A 24,752-nucleotide genomic window follows, 5' to 3' on the forward strand; every position below is an offset into this window, starting at 1 on the left:
TCAGTCCGAGTCGGCCGGACTGGTCTCCGCGCGCTTCGACGGCGTGATGAACGACTCACGCTGGCTCATCTCCTCGTCCGACAGGTGACAGGAGATGTAGTGGTCGCCGCCGTCGACGGCTTCGAGTTCCGGGAGGTCCTGCTCGCAGACGTCGCCGATTTTCTTCGGACAGCGCGTCTGGAACGGACAGCCCGACGGCGGGTTGATGGGACTCGGGACGCTCCCCTCAAGCAGGATGCGGTCCGTCTCGCGGTCCGGATTCGCGTGGGGGACCGCGGACAGGAGACTCTCCGTGTAGGGATGGAACGGCGGCGAGAACACCTGCTCGATGCTCCCGAACTCCGCGATTTTCCCGAGGTACATCACGGCCACGCGGTCGCAGATGTGCCGGATGACGCCGATGTTGTGCGAGATGAACAGGAACGAGATGTTCTCGTCGTCCTGAATCTCGTTCAGGAGGTTGAGAATCTGCGCCTGCACACTCACGTCGAGCGCCGATACCGGCTCGTCGCAGACGATGAGCTTCGGTTCGACCGCGAGCGCGTGCGCGATGGCGACGCGCTGTTGTTGGCCCCCGGAGAACTCGTGGGGGTACTTGCTCGCGGCGGCCCGCGAGAGGCCGACGCGTTCGAGCAGGTCGCCCACGCGCTCGCGCTTTTCCTCGCCGGTGGCGATGCCGTGTTTCTCCATCGCGCGGCCGACGATTTGGCCGACGGTCTTCCGCGGGTTGAGCGAGCTCTGGGGGTCCTGGAATATCATCTGCATCTCGCGGCGCAGACTCCGAATCTCCGAGGAGCCCAGTTCGTGGAGCGGCTGACCCTCGAAATACACCTCGCCGTCGGTCGGTTCGAGGAGGCGGAGCGCGGTGCGAGCGACCGTGGACTTGCCACAGCCGGACTCGCCGACGAGCCCGACGGTCTCGCCGGGGTAGACGTCGAAGCTCACGTCGTCGACGGCCTTGACGTGCCGCCGCTCGACGGTCGGCAGGCCGCCGCCCGACCACGAGAGGTGGACGTTGCCGAAGACGCCCTCGCCGGCGTTGAAGTACTTCTTCAGGTTCCGCACCTCGAACAGCGGCTCGCCGGTGCGGTCGATGTCGCGGCGACCGGCCCCGGCTTCGGGGACCGTGCTCTCCGAGAGGTCGAGGTCGTCGGCGTGGAGACACGCCGCGCGTGAGGAGCCGTCGCCGACGGCGTCGAGCGACGGGTCGCCGCCGGTCCGACACGCCTCGGTGGCGTGGGGACACCGCGGCGCGAAGTTACAGCCGCTCGGGAGGTCCCCGAGGTCGGGCATCGCGCCGTCGAGCGTCGGCAGTTCGTCGTAGTCGGTGTCGACCTCCGGGATGGAGTCGATGAGAGAGCGGGTGTAGGGGTGTCGCGGGCGGTCGAACAGGTCTCCGAGCTCGGCCGTCTCCACGAGGTTGCCGGCGTACATCACGCCGACGTGGTCGCACGTCTGGGCGACGACGCCGAGGTTGTGAGTAATCATCAGCACGGCCGTCCCCTCGCGCTCCTGCATCTCGTTGAGCAGGTCGAGAATCTTCGCCTGCGTCGTCACGTCGAGCGCGGTCGTCGGCTCGTCGGCGATGATGAGGTCCGGCTCGCAGGAGAAGCCGATGGCGACGAGGACGCGCTGGCGCATCCCCCCGGAGAACTCGTGGGGGTAGTCGTCGATGCGCTCTTCGGCGTCGGGGATGCCGACGTCGTCCATCGACTCGATGGCGAGGCGGCGCGCCTCGGACTTCGAGACGTCCTGATGGCGGCGAATCGTCTCCGTAATCTGCTCGCCGACGGTCATCACCGGGTTGAGCGACGACATCGGGTCCTGCGGAATCATCGCGATGCGGTTGCCGCGGATGTCGCGCATCTCGGCTTCCGTCTTCTGCAGGAGGTCTTCGCCGTTGAAGACGACCTGCCCGCCCGTGATTTCGCCGGGCGAGTCGATGAGTCGCATGAGCGACCGCGCCGTCACGGACTTGCCCGCGCCCGACTCGCCGACGAGACCCATGGTCTCGCCGCGGTCGAGCGAGAACGACACCTCGTTGGAGGCGACGATGGGGCCGCCCTCGGTGCGGAACTCGGTTTTGAGTCCGCGCACGTCGAGAAGCGGGCCGTCGTCGGCCTCGCGGTCGGTCGCGGTGGTGGGTGCGCTCATTCTATCGCCTCCACTTTGGGGTCGAGCACGTCACGCAGTCCGTCGCCGAGCATGTTGAACCCGACGACGGCGATGCCGATGGCCAGCGCGGGAAACAGCAACATCCACGGCGCGGTCTCCATGAAGCCGCGCCCGGTGTTAATCATCAGCCCCCACGACGGCCGCGGGGGTTGCGCGCCGAGGCCGAGGAACGACAGGCTCGCCTCCGCGAGGATGGCAAAGGAGACGTTCAGCGACCCCTGCACCAACATGGGAGCCATGCAGTTCGGGAACACCTCGCTGAAGACGATGCGCGAGTCGCTCTCGCCGCGGGCGACGGCGGCCTCGACGTACGCCTCGTTGCGCTCGGCCAGCGCCGCGCTCCGCGAGACGCGGGCGATGTACGGCGTGTAGACGAACGCCAGCGCGATGATGACGTTACTCAAGTCCGGGCCGAGAACGACCAGAAGCGTGAGCGCGAGCAACACCGGCGGGAACGCCATCGCGGCGTCCATGACGCGCATCAGTATCTCGTCGGTTAATCCGCCGGCGTAGCCGGCGACGACGCCGACGACGGCTCCGACCGCGAGCGCGCCGGAGATGGCGCCGAAGCCGACGTACAGCGAGATGCGGCTCCCCATGACGACGCGGCTGAAGATGTCGCGGCCGAGGTCGTCGGTGCCGAACGGGTGTTCGACCGACGGGGCCTGCGAGCGGTCTTCGATGTTCGTCTGCTCGATGGGGTACGGCGCGATGAGCGGCGCGAAGACGGCGACGAGCACGAGCATCACCACGATGGAAAAGCCCAGCATCGCCTTCGTGTTGCTTCGGAACTTCCGGACGAACCGGGCGATGCGGTCGCGCTGTGACTGCGTGATGGTGAACCGACCGCGGTCGGTCTCCTGTTCGGTCGCCATCAGTCGTCACCTCCGTAGCGGATACGGGGGTCGAAGTACGCGTACAGCAGGTCTGCGGCGAAGTTCGAGAACATGTAGATGAGTGCGACCACGAGGATGCACCCCTGAATCAGGGGGATGTCGCGGCTCTGAATCGCGGTCAGCGTCAGCCGACCGATGCCGGGCCAGAAGAACACCTCTTCGAGCACGACGACCCCGCCGAACGCGTAGCTGAACTGGAACGCGATGACCGTGATGACGGGGATGATTGCGTTCTTGAGCGCGTGTCTGAGGACGATGACCCGCTGGCTCATCCCCTTCGCACGCGCGAGATTGATGTACTCCTCGCTGAGCACCTCCAGCATCGACGACCGGGTCATCCGCATGATGTAGGCGGTGAGCGCGAAGCCCATCGCCCCCGCGGGGAGGACGAGTCGCGTGAGCGACCCGACGAGGTCCTCGCTCGGGGAGACGTACCCCCCGGTCGGAAAGAGGTTCAGCCAGACGGCGAACACCAGGATGAACACCAGTCCCCACAGGAAGATGGGCATCGAGATGCCGACGAAGGCGAACATCGAAGCGCTCACGTCGGGCGCTTCGTTCTGGTTGATGGCGGCGTAGACGCCGAGCGGAACCGACAGCACGACGGCGATGAGCGTCGCGGCGACCGCGAGCATCATCGACCGGGGCAGGCGCTCGGCGATGAGTTGCGCCACGGGTTCGCCGAACCGGAGCGATTCGCCCATGTTCCCCTGGAGGAGCCCGACGACCCAGTCGATGTACTGCACGTACAGCGGGCGGTTGAGTCCCAGTTGGGTTTGGAGCGCTTCGAGCGATTGGTCGGTCGCGTTGGGGCCCAAGATGAGCAGGGCCACGTCACCGGGCAGGATGTTGGTGACGGCGAAGGCGATGAGCGTGACGAAAAACAGCGTCACCGCCATGAACCCGACGCGCCGAAAGACGTAGTTGTACATCGACATTGTGTGGAATCTGTGTTAGCGGTCGAGCCAGTTGTCGGCGAACTGGAGCGTCGACCCGTCGGGCGCGCCGATATCGCCTTTGTACTGCGAGGCGGCCCCGTAGAGGCTCGGTTGCCACCACAAGAAGAGGTGACCGGCGCGGTCCTCGTGGAGAATCTCCGTCGCCTGGTGATAGAGGTCGGCGCGCTCGTCTTCGTCGTAGATGGTCCGCGCCTCCTCGACGAGCGCGTTGTAGTCCTCGTTCACCCAGTTGGTGAAGAAGAACGCCCCGTTGGGGTGCAGGAACTTGTAGAACGACACGTCGGGGTACCAGAGCGCGAGGTAGGAACTGGTCGTCGCCTGGAAGTCGCGGTTGGAGTAGACGTCCGAGAGCCACGTGCTCCACGTAATCTGCTGGATTTCGAGGTTGATGCCGACCTCGGCGGCGTCGGCGGCGATGACCTCCGCGGCCTGCACCTGCGTCGGGTAGGACTGCGGAATCTTGAACGTCGCCGTGAAGCCGTCGGACATGCCGGCGGCGTCGAGGTGTTCCTGTGCCTTGTCGAGGTCACGCGGGCGCGGTTCGACGTCCGGGTTGACCCACGGGCTACCGGGCGTCGCCGGGGTCGCGGTGGTCTGGCCGGTGCCGTAGAGGGCCGCCTCGGCGACCTTCTCCTTGTCGATGGTGTAGTCGAGCGCGAGACGGGCGTCCTTGTTGTCGAACGGAGCCACGTCGCAGTTCAGGCCGAGGTAGACGAGCGATTTCGGGAACTGCTTTTCGAACCGAACGTCGGGGGCCTGCTCGACGCGGGAGACGTCCTTCGGCGCGATGCCGTTGATGAAGTCGTACTCGCCGGCGAGGAACGACTGGAGACGGACGCTCGGGTCCGGCACCTCGCTTTTGACGATGGTGTCGATGAACGGGCCGTCCTCGTCGGACGCGCCCCAGTAGTCCTCGTTGCGCGACATCGTGAACGAGGTCTCGATTTCGCGGCTCTCGAACACGTACGGGCCGGTCCCGATGGGCTCTTCGACCATGTCCTTCTCGGCGTTCTCGGCGGGCATGACCGACAGTTCCGCCGTCGCCATCTTCGCGAGGAACGGCGCGAAGGGTTCGGTGAGTTGGACTTCGAAGGTGTAGTCGTCGGGGGCGCGAAGCTCCTCGACGTAATCGAAGAAGCCGGTGGCGAGGTAGTCGCCGTTCTGGACGCGCTCGTAGCTCGCGAGCACGTCGGCCGAGGTCATCTCCTTGCCGTTGTGGAAGGTGACGCCCTCCCGGAGGTTGAACGTCAGGAGCGTGTTGTCGTCGGACTGCTCCATCGACTCCGCGAGATGCGGCTGGATGGAGTAGTCGTCCTGCAGTGCGACGACCTCCTCGTAGATGTTCTCCAGAACGCGCTTGGAGGCCGCGGAGGTGTCGATATGCGGGTCGAGACCCTGCACCGGCACCGCGCCGCCCCACTGGAGCGTGCCGCCCTGATTACCGCCGCTTGCGGTCGTCGTGTCGGTGCTCTCCGTGCCGTCACTGCCGCCGGAGGACCCCGACTCTTCGGTCGTGCCGTCGTCTGCGCCGCCGCCACCCGTACACCCTGCGAACGCCGCGGCGCCGGTCGCCGCCGCCGCCCCGAGGAACGTGCGGCGGTCGAAGCGACCGCGACGCGTCCCGTCGGCGGTGCTATCGGGAGAGTCGCTCTCCTTGCCATTCTCTTGCATACAGACCCTCAAATCCGCTACTGTGTGATAAAAATTGTGGTTGTGTGTGTGTACAATCACCATATCGAGACGTACGAGATGTAATACCAGACACAGTTTTGGGAACCGAACGCGAGAGAAGTTCCGGATGGTCACTTTCGCGCCGGGTGAATCGGGATTACTTCGAGGATGTCAACCGCGGGCGGTTCGAGACTGTCACCCGACCCGGCGTCGGCGACGAACCGCGGAGCGACAACCGCCCCCGCGTCGCCGCAGTCCGAGACTCGCGGCCCGCCGCCTGCGTCGATGACACCGAGGAGAGTCCCGGAAGTCGGGTAGGTAAACCCCCCAGATGGGAGCGTCTCACCCCCGCTCGACCGCCGCCTCCGTCGCGCCAGCCGCCAGCCAGTACTGTCACGTGTGTGACCGAATTCCAAACAATAAAATAGGGTTAGTCACGAATCCGGGAACCATGCGAGTCAACCAGCAGCGACTCCGCAGTGACATCGAGTCGAACGCGGAGTTCGGGGCCGTCCCGACGGACGAGGGTCGGGGGCGGACGGTCCTGACAGGCAGTGAGGCGGACCGGCGGGCGAGAGAGTTCTTCTGCGAGCGCCTCCGGGACGCCGGTCTCTCCATCACCATCGACGAGGTCGGCAACATCGTCGGGCGATGGGAGCCAGAGAGCGCGGACCCAGACGCGGCCCCGGTCGCGACGGGGAGCCACCTCGATTCGGTCCCCGAGGGCGGCATCTTCGACGGCCCGCTCGGCGTCTACGCGGCGCTGGAGAGCGTCCGCGCGATGCAGGACGCCGGCGTCGAGCCGGTCCGCCCCGTCGAGGTCGTGAACTTCACCGAAGAGGAGGGCCAGCGGTTCGGCGGCGGCCTCATCGGGTCGGCGGTCGCCGTCGGCGAACTGGGCGTCGCGGAGGCGCTCGACATCGAGGACGCCGACGGGATTCCGCTCGGCGACGCCCTCGCCGACATCGGCTATCGGGGAGACGGGCGCGTCGACGCCGCGGACTGGGACGCGTGGATAGAGCTCCACATCGAGCAGTCAGAGCGCCTCGAAGACGCGGCGGTCCCGGCCGGCGTCGTCACGAGCATCGTCGGTCTCTCGCGCTGTGCCGTCGAAATCACGGGTGAGGCCGACCACGCCGGGTCGACGCTCATGGACGACCGCTCGGACGCGCTCGCCGCCGCCAGCGAGTTCGTCCTCGACGTGGAGCGCGCGACGAACGAGCGCGGCGAGGTCTCGGAGACCGCGGTCGGCACCGTCGGCAAACTCGAAGTCTCGCCGAACGCGCCCAACGTCATCGCAGGGAAAGTGGACCTGACCGTCGACGTCCGCGACGTGGCGTACGACTCCATCGAGTACGTCATCGACGAGGCGGAAGCGAGCCTCGACCGCATCGAGGCCGAGCGCCCGGTCGAAACCGCGCTCTCGCACCCGTGGGACCGCAAACCCGTCGAGATGAGCGAGCGGTGCCGCGCCGCGCTCCACGACGCCGGGGCCGACGCCGACCTCGAAACCCTCGACCTCCACTCCGGGGCGGGCCACGACACCATGCACGTCGCGGCCGTCACCGACGCCGCGCTCCTCTTTGCCCCCTCCCGCGACGGCATCTCCCACAACCCCCGCGAGTGGACCGACTGGACGGACTGCGCCGACGCGACCCGCGTGCTCGCCGGCGCGCTCGCCGACCTCGCGACAGAGTGACGAGACCGACACACTGACCAGACCGTCGCACTGACGACTGCCGTTCTCGTTTTCGTCCGCACCCGGGCCGTTCTCTCGTGGGTCGAGCCGGCCAGCGCCCGCGTCACTGCGACGACCGCGACGACCGCGACGACCGCGACAACCGCGTAGTCGAACCGCTCGTCACCACCGGTCTCGAATCGACGGTTTGAGACGCTGAGGCTGTTGTTTCTCGCGTCCCGGTTCGCATGGACTCGCTCGAAACGCCGAATCGTTTGTACAATGAGAACGAAGATTCCCGCAGAAGATTCACCGCTATCACCACCTCAGAGGACAATATTCGGGAGTTCAGCCCCTCAAATCACGGAGGGTATCGGCAATTCGTGCGATTACCGGTCCGTTTCAGAACTGGGCGTTTGTCAAATACAAACACCTATGCCGCGGGAGCTTCGAACTGCACTATGGCAGACGAACCCACGACCGGCTCGCCGCGGACCCTGAAAACGGTGTCGCGCGCGTTCGACGTCGTTCGTGCGCTCGAAGAGTTAGACGGCGCGCGGGTGACGGAGCTGGCGAACCACCTCGACCTCTCGAAGAGCGTCGTCTACAACTACCTGAGCACGCTTCGGGCCGAGAAGTTCGTCGTGAAGGAAGGAGACACCTACCAGCTGTCACTGCAGTTCCTCCTCGTGGGCGAGTACGTCCGGTACCAGAACATCCTCTACCGCATCGGCAAGCCCGAAATCGAGGAACTCGCGGAGAAGACCGGCGAGTACGCCCACTTGGCGACCGAACAGCACGGGCTGGGGGTCAACCTCTACAAGGTGAGCGGCGAGAAGGCCGTCGGGAGCGACTACCAGGTGAACAAACTCCAGCGCGCCGACTACCTCCACTTCTCGGCGACGGGGAAGGCGATTCTCGCGCACCTCCCGAAAGAGCGCGTCGAGTGGATTATCGACCAGTACGGCCTGCCGGGCAAGACCGAGGCGACCATCACGACCCGCGAGGAGCTCTTCGAGGAGTTGGAGACGATTCGCGACCGGGGCTACTCGCTCAACGACGAAGAGGAGATAAAGGGCCTGCAGGCCATCGGCGCGCCGGTGACGAACCGGCACGGCCGCGTCCTCGGCTCCATCAGCGTCTCCGGGCCCGTCCGCCGGATGAAACAGCCGGAGTACCACGAACAGCTCATCGAGAGCGTCGTCAACACCGCCAACGTCATCGAAGTGAACGTCAACATGGAGGAGTCCGACGACGACTTCCCGACGTTCAGTTAGTCGGCCGCGTCGTCGCCGGGCATCACGCCAGAATCGTCGTCACGTCGACAGCACCCACTCGGTTCACACTCGGTTCACAAACGGAGAACCGGCGGTCTCGGCCGGACTGCTTCGAATCGGAGACTCAATCGTCGCGAGCGCGCGACCGAACGACACGCATCCCCCAAACGTCGTTACCGCGGTTTCGAAGCCGCCTTCGGGCCGTATTCCGTCTTTCAGTCGAGACGAACGCGCTCGAACGTCGGGGCGTCGCACGCCCGGCGACGGCGTGAGACCGGACCGCCAGAGAACCGACAGACGACAGCGACGACCGCGAATAGTTGACTAAATAAGAACACTGTCCGAGTTTCAGTAATCGAGCGTCAAGCTATTCGACAGGTTCTACCGGGTCTATTTGATTCACAATCTGTTTACGGAACGTATGACCCCCGGCCATCGACCGACACCTCCCGAACGGATGCCGTCTCCATTACACAGCTATTGGTGTAATTGAATTGCCTGTCACGGTTCGACCGTCAGTCACGCGGTGCTGGGGGCCCAAACCGCCGTCGACGAGCGGACACACCGATTGACTGAGCGGGTCCAGACGCGAGTAACCCCCTCCGAAAACGCGGTTGTGAGACCACTCGATAGTGCAATTAAAAAGCAATATCGTCTCGGCTCGAACTGATTGTCGATAGCACCCGGAAATTACGAATAGACCGGATAACTCCAAGACCCACACAGACGGTGAGGATGCGGGTTTTCAGCACTGAACAACTCACAATTTGTGAAATTTGTAGAAAGTGTACCAAGTGTGAAAGTCGCCGGTCACGCTGTGTCCAAGGTTCGCACCCCAATATTGTTCTAAATTTACAATAGTGATGCGCGATAGAGCGAGGCGAAGGCGAAGCGGCCTCACCCGGAGCCGTCGGTGTCGGTGTCGGCGTCGGCGTCGTCAGCCTCGGGGTCGAGCGGTCGCCGGACCACGAGCACCGGGCCGACCGTCTGCTCGGCGACGCGGTCGGAGGTCTCGCCGAACAGTCGGCCGCGGAGCGTGGGTTTCTCCTCCCCCATCACGACGACGTCGTGGTCGGCCGCGCCCTCGATGAGCGCCCCGAGCGGGTTCTGTGCGACGACGACGACGCGCGAGATGTGTTCCCTGCAGACGCCGAGGACGGCCAGTTCGTTGGCGACCTCGTCGAGGAGTCGTTCGCCCTCGGCGACCGCGTCGTCGTCCTCGGCGGCGTGAAACAGCGTGAGTTCGATGTCCTCGCGTCTCCCGACGGCCGCGGCGACCTTGGTAATCGTTTCGAGGTTGATGTCCTCCTTTATCGGGACGATGACGCGGGCGATGGTCGGCGCGGGGTTCGAGAGCAACACCGCGTCGCAGTCCGCCTCGGTGGCGATGCGCTCCGTCGTCTGGTCGGCGTCGTGGGTGAACACGAGTCGCGTCTCGACGGTCGCGCCCGCGGCTTCGAACGCCGAGACGAGCTCGTCGAGTTCGTCGCGGACCTTCGGTTCGAACTGCTCTCTGGCCTGTTCGGGAGCCGTCTGCTCGGGTATCTCGTGGTACGCGAGGAGGACGACCGTCGTCTCCGAGAGCAGGCGGGTCAGTTGGTCGGGGAGCACCTGTCCTTCGAGCACCGCGACGGGAACGAGCACGCGAACGTCGTCGGGATTACGCATCGGAGCTCACCCCCTTCAGGCGCACGTCTCTGGCGTAGACGAAGTACCACGCCAGCGCCGCGAGCGCGACGACGACGCCGACCGCCTGCGAGAGCGGTTGCATGAACGCGACGAGACTGAAACTCGCCACCGCCCCGAGCACCGGGACGACCGGGTAACCGGGGACGCGGAACGACGGGTCGTACCACGCGGGGTCCGACCGGCGGAGCGCGACGAGCGCCACGCAGATGAGCCCGTAGGTGACGAGGTGCAGGAACGACGCGACCTCGGCGAGCACCTCCGTCCGGCCGACGGCGACGAGGACGACCGTCGGCCCGCCGACCAGCGCGAGCGCGACGTGGGGCGTCCCGTACTTGAGGTTGATTCGCGCGAGTTGCGGTGGGACCAGCGCGTCGCGGCTGAGCGCGTAGAGCGCGCGCGACGAGCTGAGAATCGAGGCGTTCGCGCTCGACACCGTCGCCAAGAGCCCGGCGAGGAGGATGGCGACCGCGCCGGGGAACCCGAGGTACGAGCGAGCGACCTCGACGATTGCCGTCTCGCCGAAGGAGGCGAGCCGGGCGCTCCCGAACGCGCCGGTCGAGACGAGAATCGTCACGACGTACAGCACGCCGACGACGACCACGGAGCCGACCATCGCAAGCGGGAGGTTCCGCCCGGGTTTCGTTATCTCGCCGGCGACCGTCGCCACCTGCGCGAACCCGAGGTACGAGGTGAACACGAGCGCCGCCGTGGTGAAGATGCTGAGCGTCCCGAAGGGCATGAACTCCTCGGGGACCGTCTGGCGGCCGAACAGCCCGAGCGTGTCGAGCGAGCCGTAGACGAGAAAGACGAGGAGGATGCCGAGGAGCAGGCTCACGATGCCGTTCTGGAGCTTCGTCGCGTTCTCGGTCCCGAACATGCTGAGCGCCGTCAACGCGAGGCCGAAGCCGACGCCGAGCGTCGCCACGAGCGGCAGGTCGGCGACCATCGACGCCGCGCCCAACTCCGCCAGCACGGCGATGGCGTACTGCGCGAAGCCGACGAGGTAGAACGCCGAGGCGAAGACGAGCCCCAGCCAGAGCCCGATGCCGACGACCGCGCCGAACGCCGACCCCATCCCGCGGGAGATGAAGTAGTACGCGCCGCCGCTTTTCGGCATCGCCGTCGCCAACTCGGAGGTCGGGAGTGCGACCAACAGCGCGATGACCGCCCCGAGCGCGAACGAGAGCGCGGCCGCGGGCCCCGCCTGCCCGGCGGCGAGGCCGGGAAAGACGAAGATACCCGCGCCGACCATCGTCCCGATACCGATTGCCAACCCACCGCGGAGGCCGATTGTCCGCTCTAACTCGGTCCCGCTTTCGAGGACCGTCACCTCGTCGGCCGCCTCCCCGACGTCGACCGCCGGGTCCGACGAGCCGACCACTGCCCCGTCGCCGGGCGGGTTGACCCCGAGCACCGAACCGCCGTCGTTTCCGTCTGCCATTGTACTGTCCTGTTATCGCGTCTCCCCAATATATCCAACACCCGTCATATGACGGGGAGTCGGGAGCGCCCGGGCGCGCACCGGCGGCCGCCACCGTCATATCGGCGACGAGAGAAAGCGTTAATCCGTCCGCGGCACGCCCTGCATACAGAACGATGGCGCACGGAACGCAACGCGGCGGGCAGGTCGGGCGGGGGGAGCCGCGGTGAACTGGTCGCGGAAGTCGCTCGACGAGCTCGAAGCGTTCTACTGGGAGACGATAGCGCCCGCGATGGACCGCGACGGGATGGACCCGACGCGGGACGTGCCGACCTACGCGTGGCTGACCGAACGCGGCTGGTCGGGCATCGCCTACGCGCTCCGCGAGAAACACGGCCTCACGCCCCGTGAGTTCTTCGTCGAGGTCGTCGGCCTCGGCGACGACGACGCCGACGAGGGCTACGACTGGGGCGTCGACGACGACCGCACCGTCGAGGCGTTCGAGTCCTACCTCGACATGCTCGAATCGCGGCGCGGCCTCGCGGACTCGACACTGCCGACCCGCCGGACCCACCTCGCTCGGTTCGCCCGAATCTACCGCGACCGATACGGGTCGGCGGACCTGCTCTCTCGGCTGGACGACCGCGACGCCGAGCCCGACGAGATAGACCGCTGTCTCGCGGTCCTCGACGAGTTCGACGCCGAACTCGCCACCGACGGAACGAAGCTCAAATACCTCCAGACGGTCCGGTCGTTCTACGAGTACCTCGTCGACTTCCGGCGCGCGCGGTACAACCCCGTCGAGAACGCCGCAAAGCAGTTCCGCTGGGAGCAGGGCCAACCCGACAACCGCACGATGACGGCCGACCAGGTCGGAGACGTGTACGCCGTCGCCGCCGACCTCGAAGACCGGCTTCTCGTCCTCGGGCTCGCCGGGTGGGGGCTCCGCCCGAACGAACTCGCGTCGCTCCGCGCCTCCCAGCTCGTGCTCACCGGCGACGACCCCCACATCGAGTTCGAAGAGCGCAAAAACGGGCCGGGGACCGTCGCGCTCCTCTACGGCGTCGACGCCGTCGCCGCGCGCATCGACGCGCTCGCCGCGGACGACGACTGGAACGGCGCGCTGTTTCCCTCCTCGCGGGCCGCCTCGGGCCACATCGCCCGCGAGACGGTCAACCGCCGGTTCAAGCGCCTCGCCGACGAGGCCGGCGTGACCGTCGACGGCGAGGTCCCGACCGCGAAGCTCTGCCGGCGCTTCTGGTACACCGCATATCAGGAAGCGGTCGACGAGATGCTCGCCCAGTTGGAGGGCGTCGCCGCCGACCAAGGGTCGAAAAGCGCCGGCGTCGTCATGTCGAACTACCTCTCCGAGGAGCGCCGACGGTCGTTCCGCCGGCAGGCGATGCGCGAGACGCTGGCCGGGGTGTTCGAGTCCGCCGACGAGCCCGCGACCGTCGAGACGCAGATGCCGCAGTGACTGTACCCGCCGGCGTCGCCCCGGTCCGTGCTCCGCGAGGCGAGCGCGTCTCCGACATCGGTCGTCGTGACTTTTACCCGTGTCGAGGAGAGACCGTCGAACATGGATCTTCAGGTTACCGGCCTGAACGGTCTCGAAGAACGGGTCGAGAGCGCGTTGAACCGACTCGGCGAACTGCAAGCGGGCACGCGAGTGCAGTCGGACGCGTTCTTCTCACAGCCGTTCATGAGCGACCACACCGAGTTCGATTCGTTTGCCGCGTTCTGCGAACAGAGTCCGTGGTCCCTCGACGACGTCAGCGACGTGCAGGGCGTCTCTCGCGACCGACTCAACGAATACATCGCCGCGACGACCGACTTCGAGACGTGGGAGGGGATGAAGACCCGGGCCGCGGAAGAAGAGCTCATCGACCAGATCGTCCCCTGACTAGCCGACGGTGGGAATCGCGGTCAAGACGTGATACAGGCCGTAGCTGATGAGGCCCGCGCCGAGCATCGAGCCGACCCACGAACCGAGGGTAATGCCGACTTTCCGCGGCGAGACGCCGCTCTCGCCGGACGAACTCGCCGCGAGCCCACTGCCGACGATGCTCGCGATCATCACTTTGTTGAACGAGATGGGGATTCCCAGTACGATTGCGAGCTGAGCGATGAGAAAGGCGGGAATCAGGGCGGCTATCGACCGCCGGGGGCCGAGCGAGGCGTACTCGTTCGAGACGGCCTGCACGAGTCGCGGCCCTCGAATCCACGCGCCGAGGAGAATCCCGCCGCCGCCGAGCGCAAGCAGGTAGATAGACGGGAGTTGGAGGTCCGTCTCGAACACCGCTTCCAGTGGGCCGGTCGCGAGTCCGACCTGCGAGCCACCGCTCGTGAACACGACGATGAGTCCCAGCACGACCAGAAACTGATTGATGCCCGCGGTCTCGTCGCGTCGGAGCAACCCGCGCGTCGCGACGAGCGCGACGAGCCCGCAGAGCGCGCTCACGACCACCATTCCGAGGGTGTACGAACCGCCGACGACCGTCGGAAGAAGCTGGGACGTCGTAGCGAGGTATCGAGCGACTGACCCCTGTGCGCCGCTCGCAGTCGGGATGACCGTGAGTTGGATGTTGGCCAGCGCATAGCCGACCGCGCCGCCGAGGACGGGGACGCCGACGGTTTCGGGAATCGAGTCGCTTCGAAGCCCGCGCGCGAGCCCGTACGCGAGGACGGCCTCGACGATGGGAATCGCGAACCAGAACCCGAGGATGACGACGTACTCGTGGACGGCGAATCCGCCGCCGAGGGCGATGCCGGAGCCGATCATCGCGCCCGTGACGGTGAACGCCGACGGTATCGGATAGCCGTAGGTGTTCCCAATCGTGATGAGCGTCGCGGCGGTCAACAGGGCCGCCGCCGCCGCTATCGGCGTGATTGCCACGCCGGTCACGAGGTCTTTACCGATGGTCTCGGAGATACTGCCCCCCTGGAGAATCGCCCCGAGTCCGGCGACGATGCCGACGAGCAGGGCGGCCCGGAGGACCGACAGCGCGTTGGCTCCGACGGCGGGCGCGACGGGGGCCGAGTTACTGTTCGCTCCGACGGTGAACGACATGAACAGAGCCGCCAAGAGCGCAATCGAGAGCACGAGCAGGACTGATGCCATACTCACCTCACCCTACGCGGTCTCCGGTGGTGTGGCGTCCGGAACGGTCGACGACGGCTACAGAGCCTCATTTGAATGAAAACCGGCCCACGGGACTGATGAACCCATCGAAATCGCGTATATCGGCTGATAGTGAGCCAATCGTCTCGATAAGTAATGCGATGCATACGGGTGCCGAATCCCGCTGTGGTGACGCGGGGTTTAGCGAGTCGCGGGCGACGCGCGAGGGCCCGAAAGCGGTCCGTTCATCGGAGATTGACGTCTCGACGTTCAGAGGATATCGGAGTCGATAAATCGTATAGCGCGATACATAACTGAATCACGGCGGGCCAAATTCGAGCGCACCACGGTCCCGAACACGTGAGTGAGAACCCCGTCGGCGTTCGACGGCACAGTCCATCGAGACGGACGATTTTCCCGTCAGAGCCGAGAGAATCCGACGGACCGGCCGGTCCATCGGGCACTCGCATCCCAGTAATGACGACGAGACGACGTTTTTGTTACACAGCTACCCTTGTAAAGTATAGTGGCACTCGTTTCGGCGAACAAGAGACTGTTGAGCGTTGAAACGCCGATTAAGACGCTTCAAACGGCTTTCTCTGTGACGAACCCGCGTTAAACCGGCCGGGCACAACAGATTCAATCGGCCGGAACCGTGGCGAACCGACCGACGCGCCCGGTTTCCCACACCCGACCCCCGCCTCGCCGCAGACGGGTCCGCGTCGTCGCGCCTCGCCTCCGAATCGGACTCGGTGTAGCCACTGTCACGCCCGGACAGAGATGGCGTCGTTCGTTCCGAACGAACTTATCCCGCAATCTCCTCCGCGGCGAACGCCTCGCGAAGTCGGTCTTCGTCTTCGGGCGAGAGGTTCGTCTCGATAATCTCGAACTCGTCGTCCGACAGTTCCTCCTTGATTCGGTCCATCTGCGCGCCGCGGGACAGGAGGAACAGCGCCGAGTTCCCGGGTTCGACCGTGTTCGCGACCTCTTTGATGAACGTGTCGTCGATGCCGATGTCGGTGAACTTCCCGCTGAGCGCGCCTGTCACCGCGCCGACGGCCATCCCGAGCCACGGCATCCAGAAGATGACGCCGATGAGAAGCCCCCAGAACGACCCCCCGAGCGCGCCCACGCCGACGAGACTCTGGGCCTGCTTGACCTTCACCTGACCGTTCTCTTTTCGGACGGCGATGGCGGCGTCCTCTATCGTTATCAGTTCGCGCCGCTGGAGGTGGTACAGCTTCTCCCGCATGTTCTCCGCACCGTCCATCGTATCGAACGCGAGCACGACTAGTGAACTCATCTCATCAACTCACACACACGTAAGCAGGAAACCATAATAAACTGCGTTTACCGAGTCGCTGACTGTCTCAACGCCAGTAATTCATTGCGTTCGAAACAGTCAGCAACGGTCCCTCGAACGAGTGCCCGCCGCGAGGTCCGCGGCCCCGTTCACCCGCGACGACGACCTGTGCCTCTATATTCGTCGCCCGCCATCCGTCAGGTATGACCGACCGGAAGGCGTTCACGCCCGAGGAGTGGCGGACGCTCGCGCAGACGCCGGTCGAGGTGATGTACGGCGTCGTCATCGTCTCGAACGGTGGCCTGCGACGAGAACTCAAAACGATTCGTCGGACCCTCCGACAGACGGACGAGTTCGAGCCGGAGTCGGAGCTCGTCACCCACGTCGCCGGGTTCGTCCGGGTGAACGCCGACCGGGTGCGACGCGACGCGGAGACGCACGATTTCACTCGCGCGGTGGCAATCGCTCGCGCGCACGACTACAGTCGGGAAGCGGCGGGAATCGTCCGAGCGCGAGCGACCGCGGCGGAACGGGCCGAGTACGCGCAGTTCGTGCGCTGGTGTGCCGAGCGAGTCGCGGACGCCGGCGTCGAGGGCGGGCTACTGGGCTTGGGCGGCCGGCGAATCAGCCCGGCCGAGCGGGAATTCATCGACGCAATCGGGGAGACGCTCGCAATCGCCGACGGGGAACGCGAGACAAGCGAGTAAGCTATCCTATCAGAACACTCATGCTTTTTGCACTCTCGCGACGTTGTAGTCCGTATGCGACTCGTTCAGGTGTTGATACCGCAGGGGAGTCGAGAGAGCGTCCTTGAGTCGCTCGACCGACAGGGCATCGACTACGCCGTCTTCGAGGAGGTCGGACGCGGCGAGTTCGAGGCGATGGTGCAGTTTCCGGTCCCGCCCAGCGGCGTCGAGACGGTGATAGAAGAACTGACGACCGCCGGCGTCCGAGACGACAGTTACACCATCGTACTCCCCACGGAGACGGTCGTCTCACAGCGCCTCTCGGCCCTGAAAGAGCGCTTTCCCGGCCTCCGAATCTCCCGCGAGGAACTCCACGCGAGGGCGGAGGACCTCGCGCCGGCGAACTCGACGTTCTTCAGCTTCCTGATTCTCAGCACGGTCATCGCCGCGACGGGCCTGCTCCTCGACTCCGCGGCGACGATTATCGGGGCGATGGTCGTCGCCCCGCTGATGGGGCCGGCGGTTTCGGCGTCCGTCGGGGCGATACTGGCCGACAGGCGGATGGCGTCCCGCGGCGCGGTCCTGCAGGTGACGGGTCTCGCGGCGGCCATCGCGACGGCCGCCCTCCTCGGAGTGATACTCCAGCAGACGATACTCATTCCGCCGGGCGTCGACATACAGGCGATACCGCAGGTCGCAGAGCGCACCAGTCCGAACGTCCTGTCGCTGTTTCTCGCGTTGGGGTCGGGTATCGCGGGGGCGATAAGCATCATGCGGGGGTCCGGGTCGACGCTCGTCGGCGTCGCCATCGCCGTCGCGCTCGTCCCGCCGGCGGCGACGTCGGGGCTGGGGCTCGCGTTCGGACTCCCCGCGGTCGCCGTCGCGGGCGCGGTGCTCGTCGTCGTCAACCTCCTCGCCATCAACCTCTCGGCGCTGATTCTGTTCTATCTGTCGGGGTTCACGCCGCTGGACGCCGACGAGCGGGAGGGCGTCAGAGCGTCCGTCGTCTCCCGTGTCGCCGTCCTCGGCGTGGCTATCGCCGTCCTCTCGCTCGTCCTCGCCGGCGTGACGTACGCGTCGTTCCAGACCGCGTCGTTCGAGCAACAGACGCAGGCCGAACTCCAGCGACAGTTCGACGAGGCGGACATCGAGGGCGTCGAGCTCGTCAGCGTCACGGTCGACTACAGGCCCATCGATTACCTCCTCGGGAACCAGCCGCGAGTCGACGTACTGGTCGGGATTCCGCGCGACCTGCAAGCGCCGCCCGACCTCGCACAGCGATTCGACGACCAACTGACCGAGGGGTTGAACCGTGACGTGGTCGTGAGAGTCGGCTTCGTCGAGGCGCAGGTCTCCGACGACGCGGCGACGAGGGGCTCTCTCGGCCGACCGGCTCCCGCTCGGCCGCTTCCTGTCCGCAGTTCGGAGGGGGGAGCGTGACCGACGCGTACTACTTCATCAGCGACCTCCACATCGGCGGCGACGAGCAACTGGGAAAGGTCGATTTCCTCGACGAGCTACTGACGTTCCTTCGGACGCTCGAAGCGACCGACGAGGACGCCGAGCTAATCATCAACGGCGACGCGTTCGGGCTGTGGGAGTTCACCGACGTCGACGGGCTCGACAAGCTCGACGCGCTCGTCGAGCGCTATCCGGAGCTGTTCGACCAGTTCGAAGCGACGGGCGCGCGAATCCCCATCACGCTCATCCCCGGGAACCACGACTACGAACTCGCGGCCTATCCGGAGTACGTCGACAGACTGGCCGAGTTCAACCTCACGCTCCGGCAGGAGGTCTCGATAACCCGGCGCGTCGGCGACGCCGTCGTCTACGTCGAACACGGGATGCAACGGGACCCCAACAACCGGATACCGGACTTCGGAAACCCCTACGCGAACCCGCCGGGCTACTTCGTCAACAGGCAGGTCACGAGTCGCGCCGGCCGGCTCTCCGAGCGCGGGAAGTTCAACTGGCTCAAGGACGTGCAGGCGGTGACGCCGATGACGCAGATTCCGGCGTGGATGCTGTCGAACTACTTCTACCGGGAGATGAGCCCGTGGCTCAGATACGTCTCCGCCCCGTTTCTCCTCCTGTTCAACGTCGGGTTCCTCTACGTGCTCGCGTTCGCGCTCGACGCCGCCGGCCTCTGGTCGCTCCCGATGGACCTCATCGAACGGTTTCTCGGGCTGTTCGGCCCGGTCGGAGTGCTGGTCGACCTGCTTTTGACCGCGAACCTCGCCGTCACGCTGTTGTTGCTACTGGTCGCGATACCGCTTTTCGTCTTCGCGCGAGACGTTCGAAAGACGCTCCGGCGGTTCGGCATCGACCGACCGGAGGAGCGGGAGTCGTCGGCGGACACCTATCTGACGGCCGCCAGCGAGCTGTTCGCGTCCGACCCGACGGTTGCGGTGTTCGTCTACGGCCACACCCACCGACCCGCAGTCACCGAACTCGAAGGCGGGGTCGTCGTCAACACGGGGACGTGGCTGAAGCGACTGCGACGCGTCGAGTCCGCGTTCGGCGTCCTCCCGCCCGTGTTCTACTCGTGGTATCAACTCAACTACGTGCGCGTGTCGGCGACGGACGACGGCGAGGTCGCCGTCGACTACGAACTCGTGGAGAAGCCCGCGCCGAACGAGGAGACGTGGTTCCAACGGCTCGTCACGTCGACACCGAAGCGGGGGACCGCGATTCCGTCGCGGACGGTCGTCCGGCCGACGACGGAGGCGAGCGAGTCGGTTTCGGCGGAGACCGACGCGAGCGACCGCTGAGCGGGCGAACCGCGATGGCGGGGGTAACGACATATGGCTCGGCGGCGATAGTCGGACATGACGCAGACGTCCAGAGACCAGGTGTGGACGGTGGTCGACCCGGATTCCGAGAACCGCTGGGGCGAACGGTTCGAGCGCCTCGTGTTCGTCCTCGCGTCGGCGAACGTCGTCGCCGTCGTCCTCTCGACGGTCGAGTCGCTGGACGCGCGGTACGGAGCCTACTTCGACGGCCTGCTCGTCGCGTCCATCGCGCTGTTCACGTGCCTGTACGTCGTCCGGCTCTGGGCCGCCGGCTCGGCCGCTCCCGACGCCGGTCGGAGTCGGTTCGCGTTCGTCCGCGACCCCATCGCGGTCGTCGACTGCTTCGTCATCGTGACGTTCTGGACCGGGCTCCTCTTCGAGATACGGCTGTTCGAGTCGGGGCTGTTCCGCGTCTTTTGGTTGGCGCGCGTGCTGAACCTCTCGTGGTTCAGACACTCCCGGCGGCGGTTCAAGCGAGTCCTCGACGCACAGCGCTCCGACCTCGGCATCGCGTTCAGCGGGGCCGGCATGTTGGTCCTCGTCTCGTCGACGCTCATGTACTTCGTCGAGGGGAGCGTCCAACCGGACGCGTTCTCGTCGATTCCGGAGACGCTCTGGTGGGGGGTCGTGACGCTCACCACGGTCGGCTACGGCGACGTCGTGCCCGTGACGCCGCTCGGGCGCCTCCTCGGCGCGGCAACCATGCTCGGCGGCGTGGCCTTCTTCGCGCTCCCGTCGAGCATCTTGGCCGCGGGGTTCTTCGCGGAGCGGACGGGAGAGCAGGCGCGGACCGGCGACCGAGCGCAGACGGGGACACAGACGCAGACGGCCGGGAGACCGAGCGTCCAGTGGTGTCCGTACTGCGGCGAGTCGCTCGGCTCGGAGTCGTCGCACGGCTGGCCCCGGACCGACTGAAGCCCGGTCGATACCATCCCGTTCCGTCCCGTCAGCGGGGTTTATCGGATGGCACGTGGTACCAACAGGGATGGACGCAGACGCGAACGCTCACGCCCTCGGAGAGGGCACGGTGGCGACCGACTCGGCGAGTGGGTTGACGTACTGGGGGCCCGCGGTGGCGGTGAGTCTCGCGATGTTCATCGGAGTCATCGACTCGACGCTGATGAACGTCGCGATTCCGTCTATCGTCGCCGACCTCGACACGACCGTCACGGTGGTACAGGGCGCGATTTCGTTTTACGCGATGGTCATGGCGGCGCTGATTCTCCCCGGCGGCAAGCTGTCGTCGATGTACGGGATTCGACGGCTGATGACCGCGACGCTCCTCGTGTACGGGGTCGGGACGACGCTGGCGGCGCTGAGTTGGAACGTCGCCGTGCTCTACGTCGGCTGGTCGGTCATCGAGGGAGCCGCCGCCGCCGTGTTGCTCCCGCTGACGTTCACCGTCCTCCTCGTCAGCTACGAGGGCGCAGACCGGGCGAAAGCCCTCGGTATCCTCGCCGGCGTGAACGCCGCGGGTGCCGCGTTCGGACCGCTACTCGGCGGCGCGGTCACGACGTTCGCGAGCTGGCGATGGGGGTTCGGCATCGAGGTGCTAATCGTCCTCGTCGCGCTCGCGTTCGTCAGGTATCTCCCCGAGGAACCCCTGAGCGAGACGCCGACGAAACTGGACGTCGGCGGCACGCTCCTCTCGGTGGCGGGAACGACCGCCCTCGTCGCCGGCGTCCTCTTGGCCGGGCGATACGGTTGGCTGTTGGCCCGCCGGCCGTTCGTCGTCGGCGACGTGCAGTTGGACCTGCTCGGCGCGTCTCCGACCCTCTGGCTCGTCGGCTTCGGGGCCGTCGTCTTCGCAGGCTTCGTCCAGTACGAGCGCCGCGTCGAGCGCGAGGGTGGGTCGCCGCTCGTCCCGGTCCGGCTCCTGTCGAACGAGGCGTTCACCGCCGGCGTCGTCACGAACGCCGCGCGGTCGTTGGTCCTCGCGGGCTTCATCTTCGTCGTCCCGGTCTTCCTCCAGTCCGGGGCCGGCTACACCGCGTTCGAGACCGGCGTCGCGATGCTCCCGTTTTCGATTGCGACGTTCGTCGCGTCCATCTTCACGACCGGCTGGCGGCGGTTCGTCGCGCCGAAACTGCTGATTCAGGGCGGCATCGTCCTCACGGGACTCGGCGTGCTCGCGCTCGCGTCGCAGACGGCGCTGGACGCGACGGTCGCACAGCTCGCCGCGCCGATGGCGCTCATCGGTCTCGGACTCGGCCTCGTGATGGCACAGCTCATCGACATGACGCTCTCGGCCGTCGAACGGCGGGACTCGGCGGCGGCGTCCGGCCTGCTGAACGCGACGATGATGCTCGGCTACTCGTTCGGGACCGCTATCGTGGGCGCGTACCTGCTCAGGCGCTTTTACGGCGGCGTCGTCGACGGCGTGTTGACCGCCATCGACGCGGGCGTGTCGGCGAGCGAGCGAGGGGCGCTCGTCCTCGCGCTGGAAAACGCCGCCGAGACGGCGACCGAAGAGACCCAACGGGCGTTTCTCGCCGGCCTCACGCCGGCGCAACGAGAACTGCTGGCCGACGTGTTCGACGCCGCGATAGTGCAGGCACAGCGGGAGACGCTGTTGCTCCTCGCGCTGTTCGTGTTGCTCGTGCTCCTCGTGTCGACGCTTCTGCCGGACGGAGAGACCGGCGGCGATCCGTGAGCCGTGAACGCGGCGTCGTTCGCTGTCGTCGCTCTCGTCGCTCTCGTCGTCCCGACGAACAGCGCGTTGAGTGAGCAAACAGACGTGCGAGGACGCCATTTAAAATATTCGTTTTGATAACGTCTGCGTTGAGTAGTAGTGTTCAAACTAAGCACTACTATATTTTGGGAGACTGAGATGACCCATCGATTATACCCATTGTAGCCCTTAAAAGCGACAAATTTCAGAATGTGTGAACTGTTTCCAGAAATAATATAGTAAGATGTTAGCACAGCCAAATTAGATTCGGAAATCAATTTTAAAATATTTATATTTACAACCCCGGTTTTATTCGGCATTATTATACGATATCCCAGACAGTCTGTATCGTCCAATTATCGGAAGTGAATCCGGATTTGGCAGTGATATGAGATTTGAGGGAATCAGGGGCCACAGCAGGACGGACGGGGAGGCGAACAGCCGATGACGGGAGGGCGCGGAATAACGCGACAGCGGGTGAGCACACTCGTGTTGGCGTTGATGACGGTGGTTTCGCTCGTCGCGTGGGTGCCGGTCGGCGCGGCGGCGGTCACGAACGGCGCGGACATCTCGCATTCGACTCTCTCGGTGACGCCGACGACGCTCTACGAGGGAAGCGCCGTCACCGTGAACGTCACCGTCGAAAACACCGGGGCGTCACAGCAACCGTACAACACGACGCTCACCGTCGACGGCGCAGTCGTGGCGTATCAAACCGGGACGCTGAACGCGGGCGCGACCAAACAGGTCACGTTCACGAAGACGCTCTGGGGGGCGGGGACCTACGACGTCGCCGCCGGCGGGCTCGCCGCACAGACCGTAACCGTCGACGCGGCCAACGCGAAGTTCCACGGCGGGCCGGGCAACCTCGGCTACTACCCGAATCAGGAGGGGCCGCTCACAGAACCCACCGAGGCGTGGAACATCTCCGACGGGAGCCCACAGGTGATGCAACCGACTATCGTCGGTGACACGCTGTACACGGCCTTCCACGACGGCGGCAGTCTCTACGCGTTAGACCCCGAGACGGGCGCGGAGAAGTGGAACGCGACGCCCGGCGGCAGTTCGGGGTCGACGTGGACCACGCCCGCCTACGCCAACGGCGTCCTCTACCTCGGAAGCAACGACTACAAGCTACACGCGATAAACGCGACCGACGGCACCGAACTCTGGAACTACACGACGCAGACGAACGTCCGGTCGGCCCCCGCAGTCGTCGACGGCGTCGTCTACTTCGGAAGCAACGACGGGAACCTGACCGCGGTTGACGCCGACACCGGCGATGAGCTCTGGTACTACACGATGTACCAGCCGATTCTGGTGGAGTCGAACCCCGCGGTCGTCGACGGCGTCGTCTACGTCTCGGCCGACGACGACAACCTGACCGCGCTGAACGCCACCACCGGGACGAAAATCTGGAACTACACCCTCCTCGACGGGAGCCAGTCGGACCCGACGGTCGCGAACGACACGGTGTTCGTCGGAAGCGACACCACGCCAACAGGCGAGAACGGAAGCGTGTACGCCATCAACGCGACCGACGGCACCGAGCGCTGGAACTACTCGATAGCGGGCGACGTGGATTCGAGTCAGGTGTACGCCGACGGCGTCGTCTACGCCGGGAGCCGCGGCGGCGAACTCGTCGCGCTCGACGCCACCGACGGAAGCAGACTCTGGAACGCGTCCGGGAGCGACTTCCGCGGCGCGCCGGTCGTCGCGGGCGACGTGCTCTACGTCTCCGATTACGGTGACTCGACCGTCCACGCGTTCAACGCGACCGACGGGACGGAACTGTGGTCGTACGCCTCGCCGGTGAACACCCTCTACCCGACGCCGCTCGCGTGGAACGGCTACCTCTACTACGGAAGCGGCAGTAAGTTCCACGCACTCACGGAACCGGCACCGGCCGTCTCCGCGGTCAACGCGACGAACCCCTCGGGACAGAACCTCTCCGTGTCGTTCGACTCGTCGCAGGCCCTGACGAACGTCTCCGTCTCGGTCTCCGGCCCGAGTTCGACGACGTTCACCGAGGCCGACTTCGCTGAATCTGGGAGCGGGCCGTACACGTACACGCTCGCGTCGCCGTACGAGACCGGAAGCGACGGAACCTACACCGTCGCGGTCGACACCGCCAAGAACGCCGACGGGCAGGACGGGGCCGCAAGCGAGTCCGACAGCGTCACTATCGACACGGTCGCGCCCGCCGTCGACGCGGGCGCGAACGCGACCGTCGACGAGGACGTCGCGCTCGACTTCAACGCGACGGCGACCGACGCCGTCGGCGTCGCGAGCACCTCGTGGGACTTCGGCGACGGCTCCGCGAACGCGACCGGCAAGAACGCCACGCACACGTTCGCCGACCCCGGTACCTACACGGCGACGTTCACCGCCACCGACGCCGCGGGGACGAGGGA

General features: G+C 65.9%; 18 protein-coding genes. 10 read left to right on the plus strand and 8 right to left on the minus strand.

The features are described 5' to 3' along the window. From C438_RS03930 to C438_RS03945, 4 genes are read right to left on the minus strand one after another with little or no spacing between them, the layout of a single operon-like run. The gene (locus C438_RS03930; protein ID WP_004967972.1) at positions 1 to 2,154 is read right to left on the minus strand and encodes a dipeptide ABC transporter ATP-binding protein; all 2,154 of its coding nucleotides are present in this window, start codon (positions 2,152 to 2,154) and stop codon (positions 1 to 3) included. Next, positions 2,151 to 3,050, minus strand: coding sequence for an ABC transporter permease (locus C438_RS03935; RefSeq protein ID WP_004967973.1), 900 nt, complete (start codon positions 3,048 to 3,050; stop codon positions 2,151 to 2,153). The genes C438_RS03930 and C438_RS03935 overlap by 4 nt, the downstream gene beginning before the upstream one ends. After that, entirely contained in the window at positions 3,050 to 4,009 is a 960-nt protein-coding gene (locus C438_RS03940; protein WP_004967974.1) for an ABC transporter permease, read from the minus strand. Before C438_RS03940 ends, C438_RS03935 begins: the two co-directional genes overlap by 1 nt. Positions 4,010 to 4,024: 15 nt before the next feature. After that, positions 4,025 to 5,701, minus strand: coding sequence for an ABC transporter substrate-binding protein (locus C438_RS03945; RefSeq protein WP_004967975.1), 1,677 nt, complete (start codon positions 5,699 to 5,701; stop codon positions 4,025 to 4,027). Between the two features lie 451 nt (positions 5,702 to 6,152). Here C438_RS03945 and C438_RS03950 point away from each other — a divergent pair, with 451 nt between their 5' ends. Continuing rightward, entirely contained in the window at positions 6,153 to 7,400 is a 1,248-nt protein-coding gene (locus C438_RS03950; RefSeq protein ID WP_004967976.1) for a Zn-dependent hydrolase, read from the plus strand. A gap of 440 nt (positions 7,401 to 7,840) precedes the next feature. Beyond that, positions 7,841 to 8,656 carry an IclR family transcriptional regulator gene (locus C438_RS03955; protein ID WP_004967977.1) on the plus strand — a complete coding sequence of 272 codons (816 nt, stop codon included), beginning with the start codon at positions 7,841 to 7,843 and terminating at the stop codon, positions 8,654 to 8,656. A gap of 897 nt (positions 8,657 to 9,553) precedes the next feature. Here C438_RS03955 and C438_RS03960 read toward each other — a convergent pair. Together C438_RS03960 and C438_RS03965 are read right to left on the minus strand one after the other, a co-directional pair. Then, positions 9,554 to 10,324 carry a universal stress protein gene (locus tag C438_RS03960; RefSeq protein WP_049917714.1) on the minus strand — a complete coding sequence of 257 codons (771 nt, stop codon included), beginning with the start codon at positions 10,322 to 10,324 and terminating at the stop codon, positions 9,554 to 9,556. Further along, a complete protein-coding gene (locus C438_RS03965; RefSeq protein WP_004967979.1) occupies positions 10,317 to 11,786 on the minus strand; it encodes an APC family permease in 1,470 nt (489 codons plus the stop codon). Before C438_RS03965 ends, C438_RS03960 begins: the two co-directional genes overlap by 8 nt. Before the next feature lie 205 nt (positions 11,787 to 11,991). On the opposite strand from C438_RS03965, the gene C438_RS03970 reads away from it, so the two are divergent. Both C438_RS03970 and C438_RS03975 read left to right on the plus strand, forming a co-directional pair. Then, complete coding sequence (locus C438_RS03970) at positions 11,992 to 13,242, plus strand: tyrosine-type recombinase/integrase (RefSeq protein WP_004967980.1); 1,251 nt, start codon at positions 11,992 to 11,994, stop codon at positions 13,240 to 13,242. 102 nt (positions 13,243 to 13,344) lie between these two features. Beyond that, the gene (locus C438_RS03975) at positions 13,345 to 13,668 is read left to right on the plus strand and encodes a hypothetical protein (RefSeq protein WP_004967982.1); all 324 of its coding nucleotides are present in this window, start codon (positions 13,345 to 13,347) and stop codon (positions 13,666 to 13,668) included. Here C438_RS03975 and C438_RS03980 read toward each other — a convergent pair whose 3' ends face one another. Together C438_RS03980 and C438_RS03985 are read right to left on the minus strand one after the other, a co-directional pair. Then, positions 13,669 to 14,886 (minus strand): inorganic phosphate transporter, encoded by a 1,218-nt coding sequence (locus tag C438_RS03980; protein WP_004967983.1) that lies wholly within the window; start codon positions 14,884 to 14,886, stop codon positions 13,669 to 13,671. 805 nt (positions 14,887 to 15,691) lie between these two features. After that, entirely contained in the window at positions 15,692 to 16,156 is a 465-nt protein-coding gene (locus tag C438_RS03985) for a DUF1269 domain-containing protein (RefSeq protein ID WP_004967984.1), read from the minus strand. A gap of 236 nt (positions 16,157 to 16,392) precedes the next feature. Here C438_RS03985 and C438_RS03990 point away from each other — a divergent pair, with 236 nt between their 5' ends. The 6 genes from C438_RS03990 to C438_RS04015 all read left to right on the plus strand — a co-directional run. Then, positions 16,393 to 16,896, plus strand: coding sequence for a hypothetical protein (locus tag C438_RS03990; RefSeq protein ID WP_004967985.1), 504 nt, complete (start codon positions 16,393 to 16,395; stop codon positions 16,894 to 16,896). A gap of 54 nt (positions 16,897 to 16,950) precedes the next feature. Beyond that, entirely contained in the window at positions 16,951 to 18,315 is a 1,365-nt protein-coding gene (locus C438_RS03995) for a TIGR00341 family protein (protein WP_004967986.1), read from the plus strand. After that, positions 18,312 to 19,646 carry a metallophosphoesterase gene (locus tag C438_RS04000; RefSeq protein ID WP_004967987.1) on the plus strand — a complete coding sequence of 445 codons (1,335 nt, stop codon included), beginning with the start codon at positions 18,312 to 18,314 and terminating at the stop codon, positions 19,644 to 19,646. Before C438_RS03995 ends, C438_RS04000 begins: the two co-directional genes overlap by 4 nt. Before the next feature lie 57 nt (positions 19,647 to 19,703). Further along, entirely contained in the window at positions 19,704 to 20,582 is an 879-nt protein-coding gene (locus C438_RS04005; RefSeq protein WP_004967988.1) for an ion transporter, read from the plus strand. Positions 20,583 to 20,652: 70 nt separating this feature from the next. After that, complete coding sequence (locus tag C438_RS04010) at positions 20,653 to 22,320, plus strand: MFS transporter (RefSeq protein WP_004967989.1); 1,668 nt, start codon at positions 20,653 to 20,655, stop codon at positions 22,318 to 22,320. 519 nt (positions 22,321 to 22,839) lie between these two features. Then, a partial coding sequence (locus C438_RS04015; protein ID WP_004967990.1) for an outer membrane protein assembly factor BamB family protein occupies positions 22,840 to 24,752 on the plus strand: 1,913 nt, incomplete at its 3' end.

This window comes from Haloferax denitrificans ATCC 35960 (assembly GCF_000337795.1).
In the GTDB taxonomy this organism is placed as follows: domain Archaea; phylum Halobacteriota; class Halobacteria; order Halobacteriales; family Haloferacaceae; genus Haloferax; species Haloferax denitrificans.

Bases quoted from the DNA above. Each gene is read 5' to 3' on its own strand.
- C438_RS03930 (WP_004967972.1), bottom strand. From the start codon at position 2,154: ATGAGCGCACCCACCACCGCGACCGACCGCGAGGCCGACGACGGCCCG.
- C438_RS03935 (WP_004967973.1), bottom strand. From the start codon at position 3,050: ATGGCGACCGAACAGGAGACCGACCGCGGTCGGTTCACCATCACGCAG.
- C438_RS03940 (WP_004967974.1), bottom strand. From the start codon at position 4,009: ATGTCGATGTACAACTACGTCTTTCGGCGCGTCGGGTTCATGGCGGTG.
- C438_RS03945 (WP_004967975.1), bottom strand. From the start codon at position 5,701: ATGCAAGAGAATGGCAAGGAGAGCGACTCTCCCGATAGCACCGCCGAC.
- C438_RS03950 (WP_004967976.1), top strand. From the start codon at position 6,153: ATGCGAGTCAACCAGCAGCGACTCCGCAGTGACATCGAGTCGAACGCG.
- C438_RS03955 (WP_004967977.1), top strand. From the start codon at position 7,841: ATGGCAGACGAACCCACGACCGGCTCGCCGCGGACCCTGAAAACGGTG.
- C438_RS03960 (WP_049917714.1), bottom strand. From the start codon at position 10,324: ATGCGTAATCCCGACGACGTTCGCGTGCTCGTTCCCGTCGCGGTGCTC.
- C438_RS03965 (WP_004967979.1), bottom strand. From the start codon at position 11,786: ATGGCAGACGGAAACGACGGCGGTTCGGTGCTCGGGGTCAACCCGCCC.
- C438_RS03975 (WP_004967982.1), top strand. From the start codon at position 13,345: ATGGATCTTCAGGTTACCGGCCTGAACGGTCTCGAAGAACGGGTCGAG.
- C438_RS03980 (WP_004967983.1), bottom strand. From the start codon at position 14,886: ATGGCATCAGTCCTGCTCGTGCTCTCGATTGCGCTCTTGGCGGCTCTG.
- C438_RS03985 (WP_004967984.1), bottom strand. From the start codon at position 16,156: ATGGACGGTGCGGAGAACATGCGGGAGAAGCTGTACCACCTCCAGCGG.
- C438_RS03990 (WP_004967985.1), top strand. From the start codon at position 16,393: ATGACCGACCGGAAGGCGTTCACGCCCGAGGAGTGGCGGACGCTCGCG.
- C438_RS03995 (WP_004967986.1), top strand. From the start codon at position 16,951: ATGCGACTCGTTCAGGTGTTGATACCGCAGGGGAGTCGAGAGAGCGTC.
- C438_RS04005 (WP_004967988.1), top strand. From the start codon at position 19,704: ATGACGCAGACGTCCAGAGACCAGGTGTGGACGGTGGTCGACCCGGAT.
- C438_RS04010 (WP_004967989.1), top strand. From the start codon at position 20,653: ATGGACGCAGACGCGAACGCTCACGCCCTCGGAGAGGGCACGGTGGCG.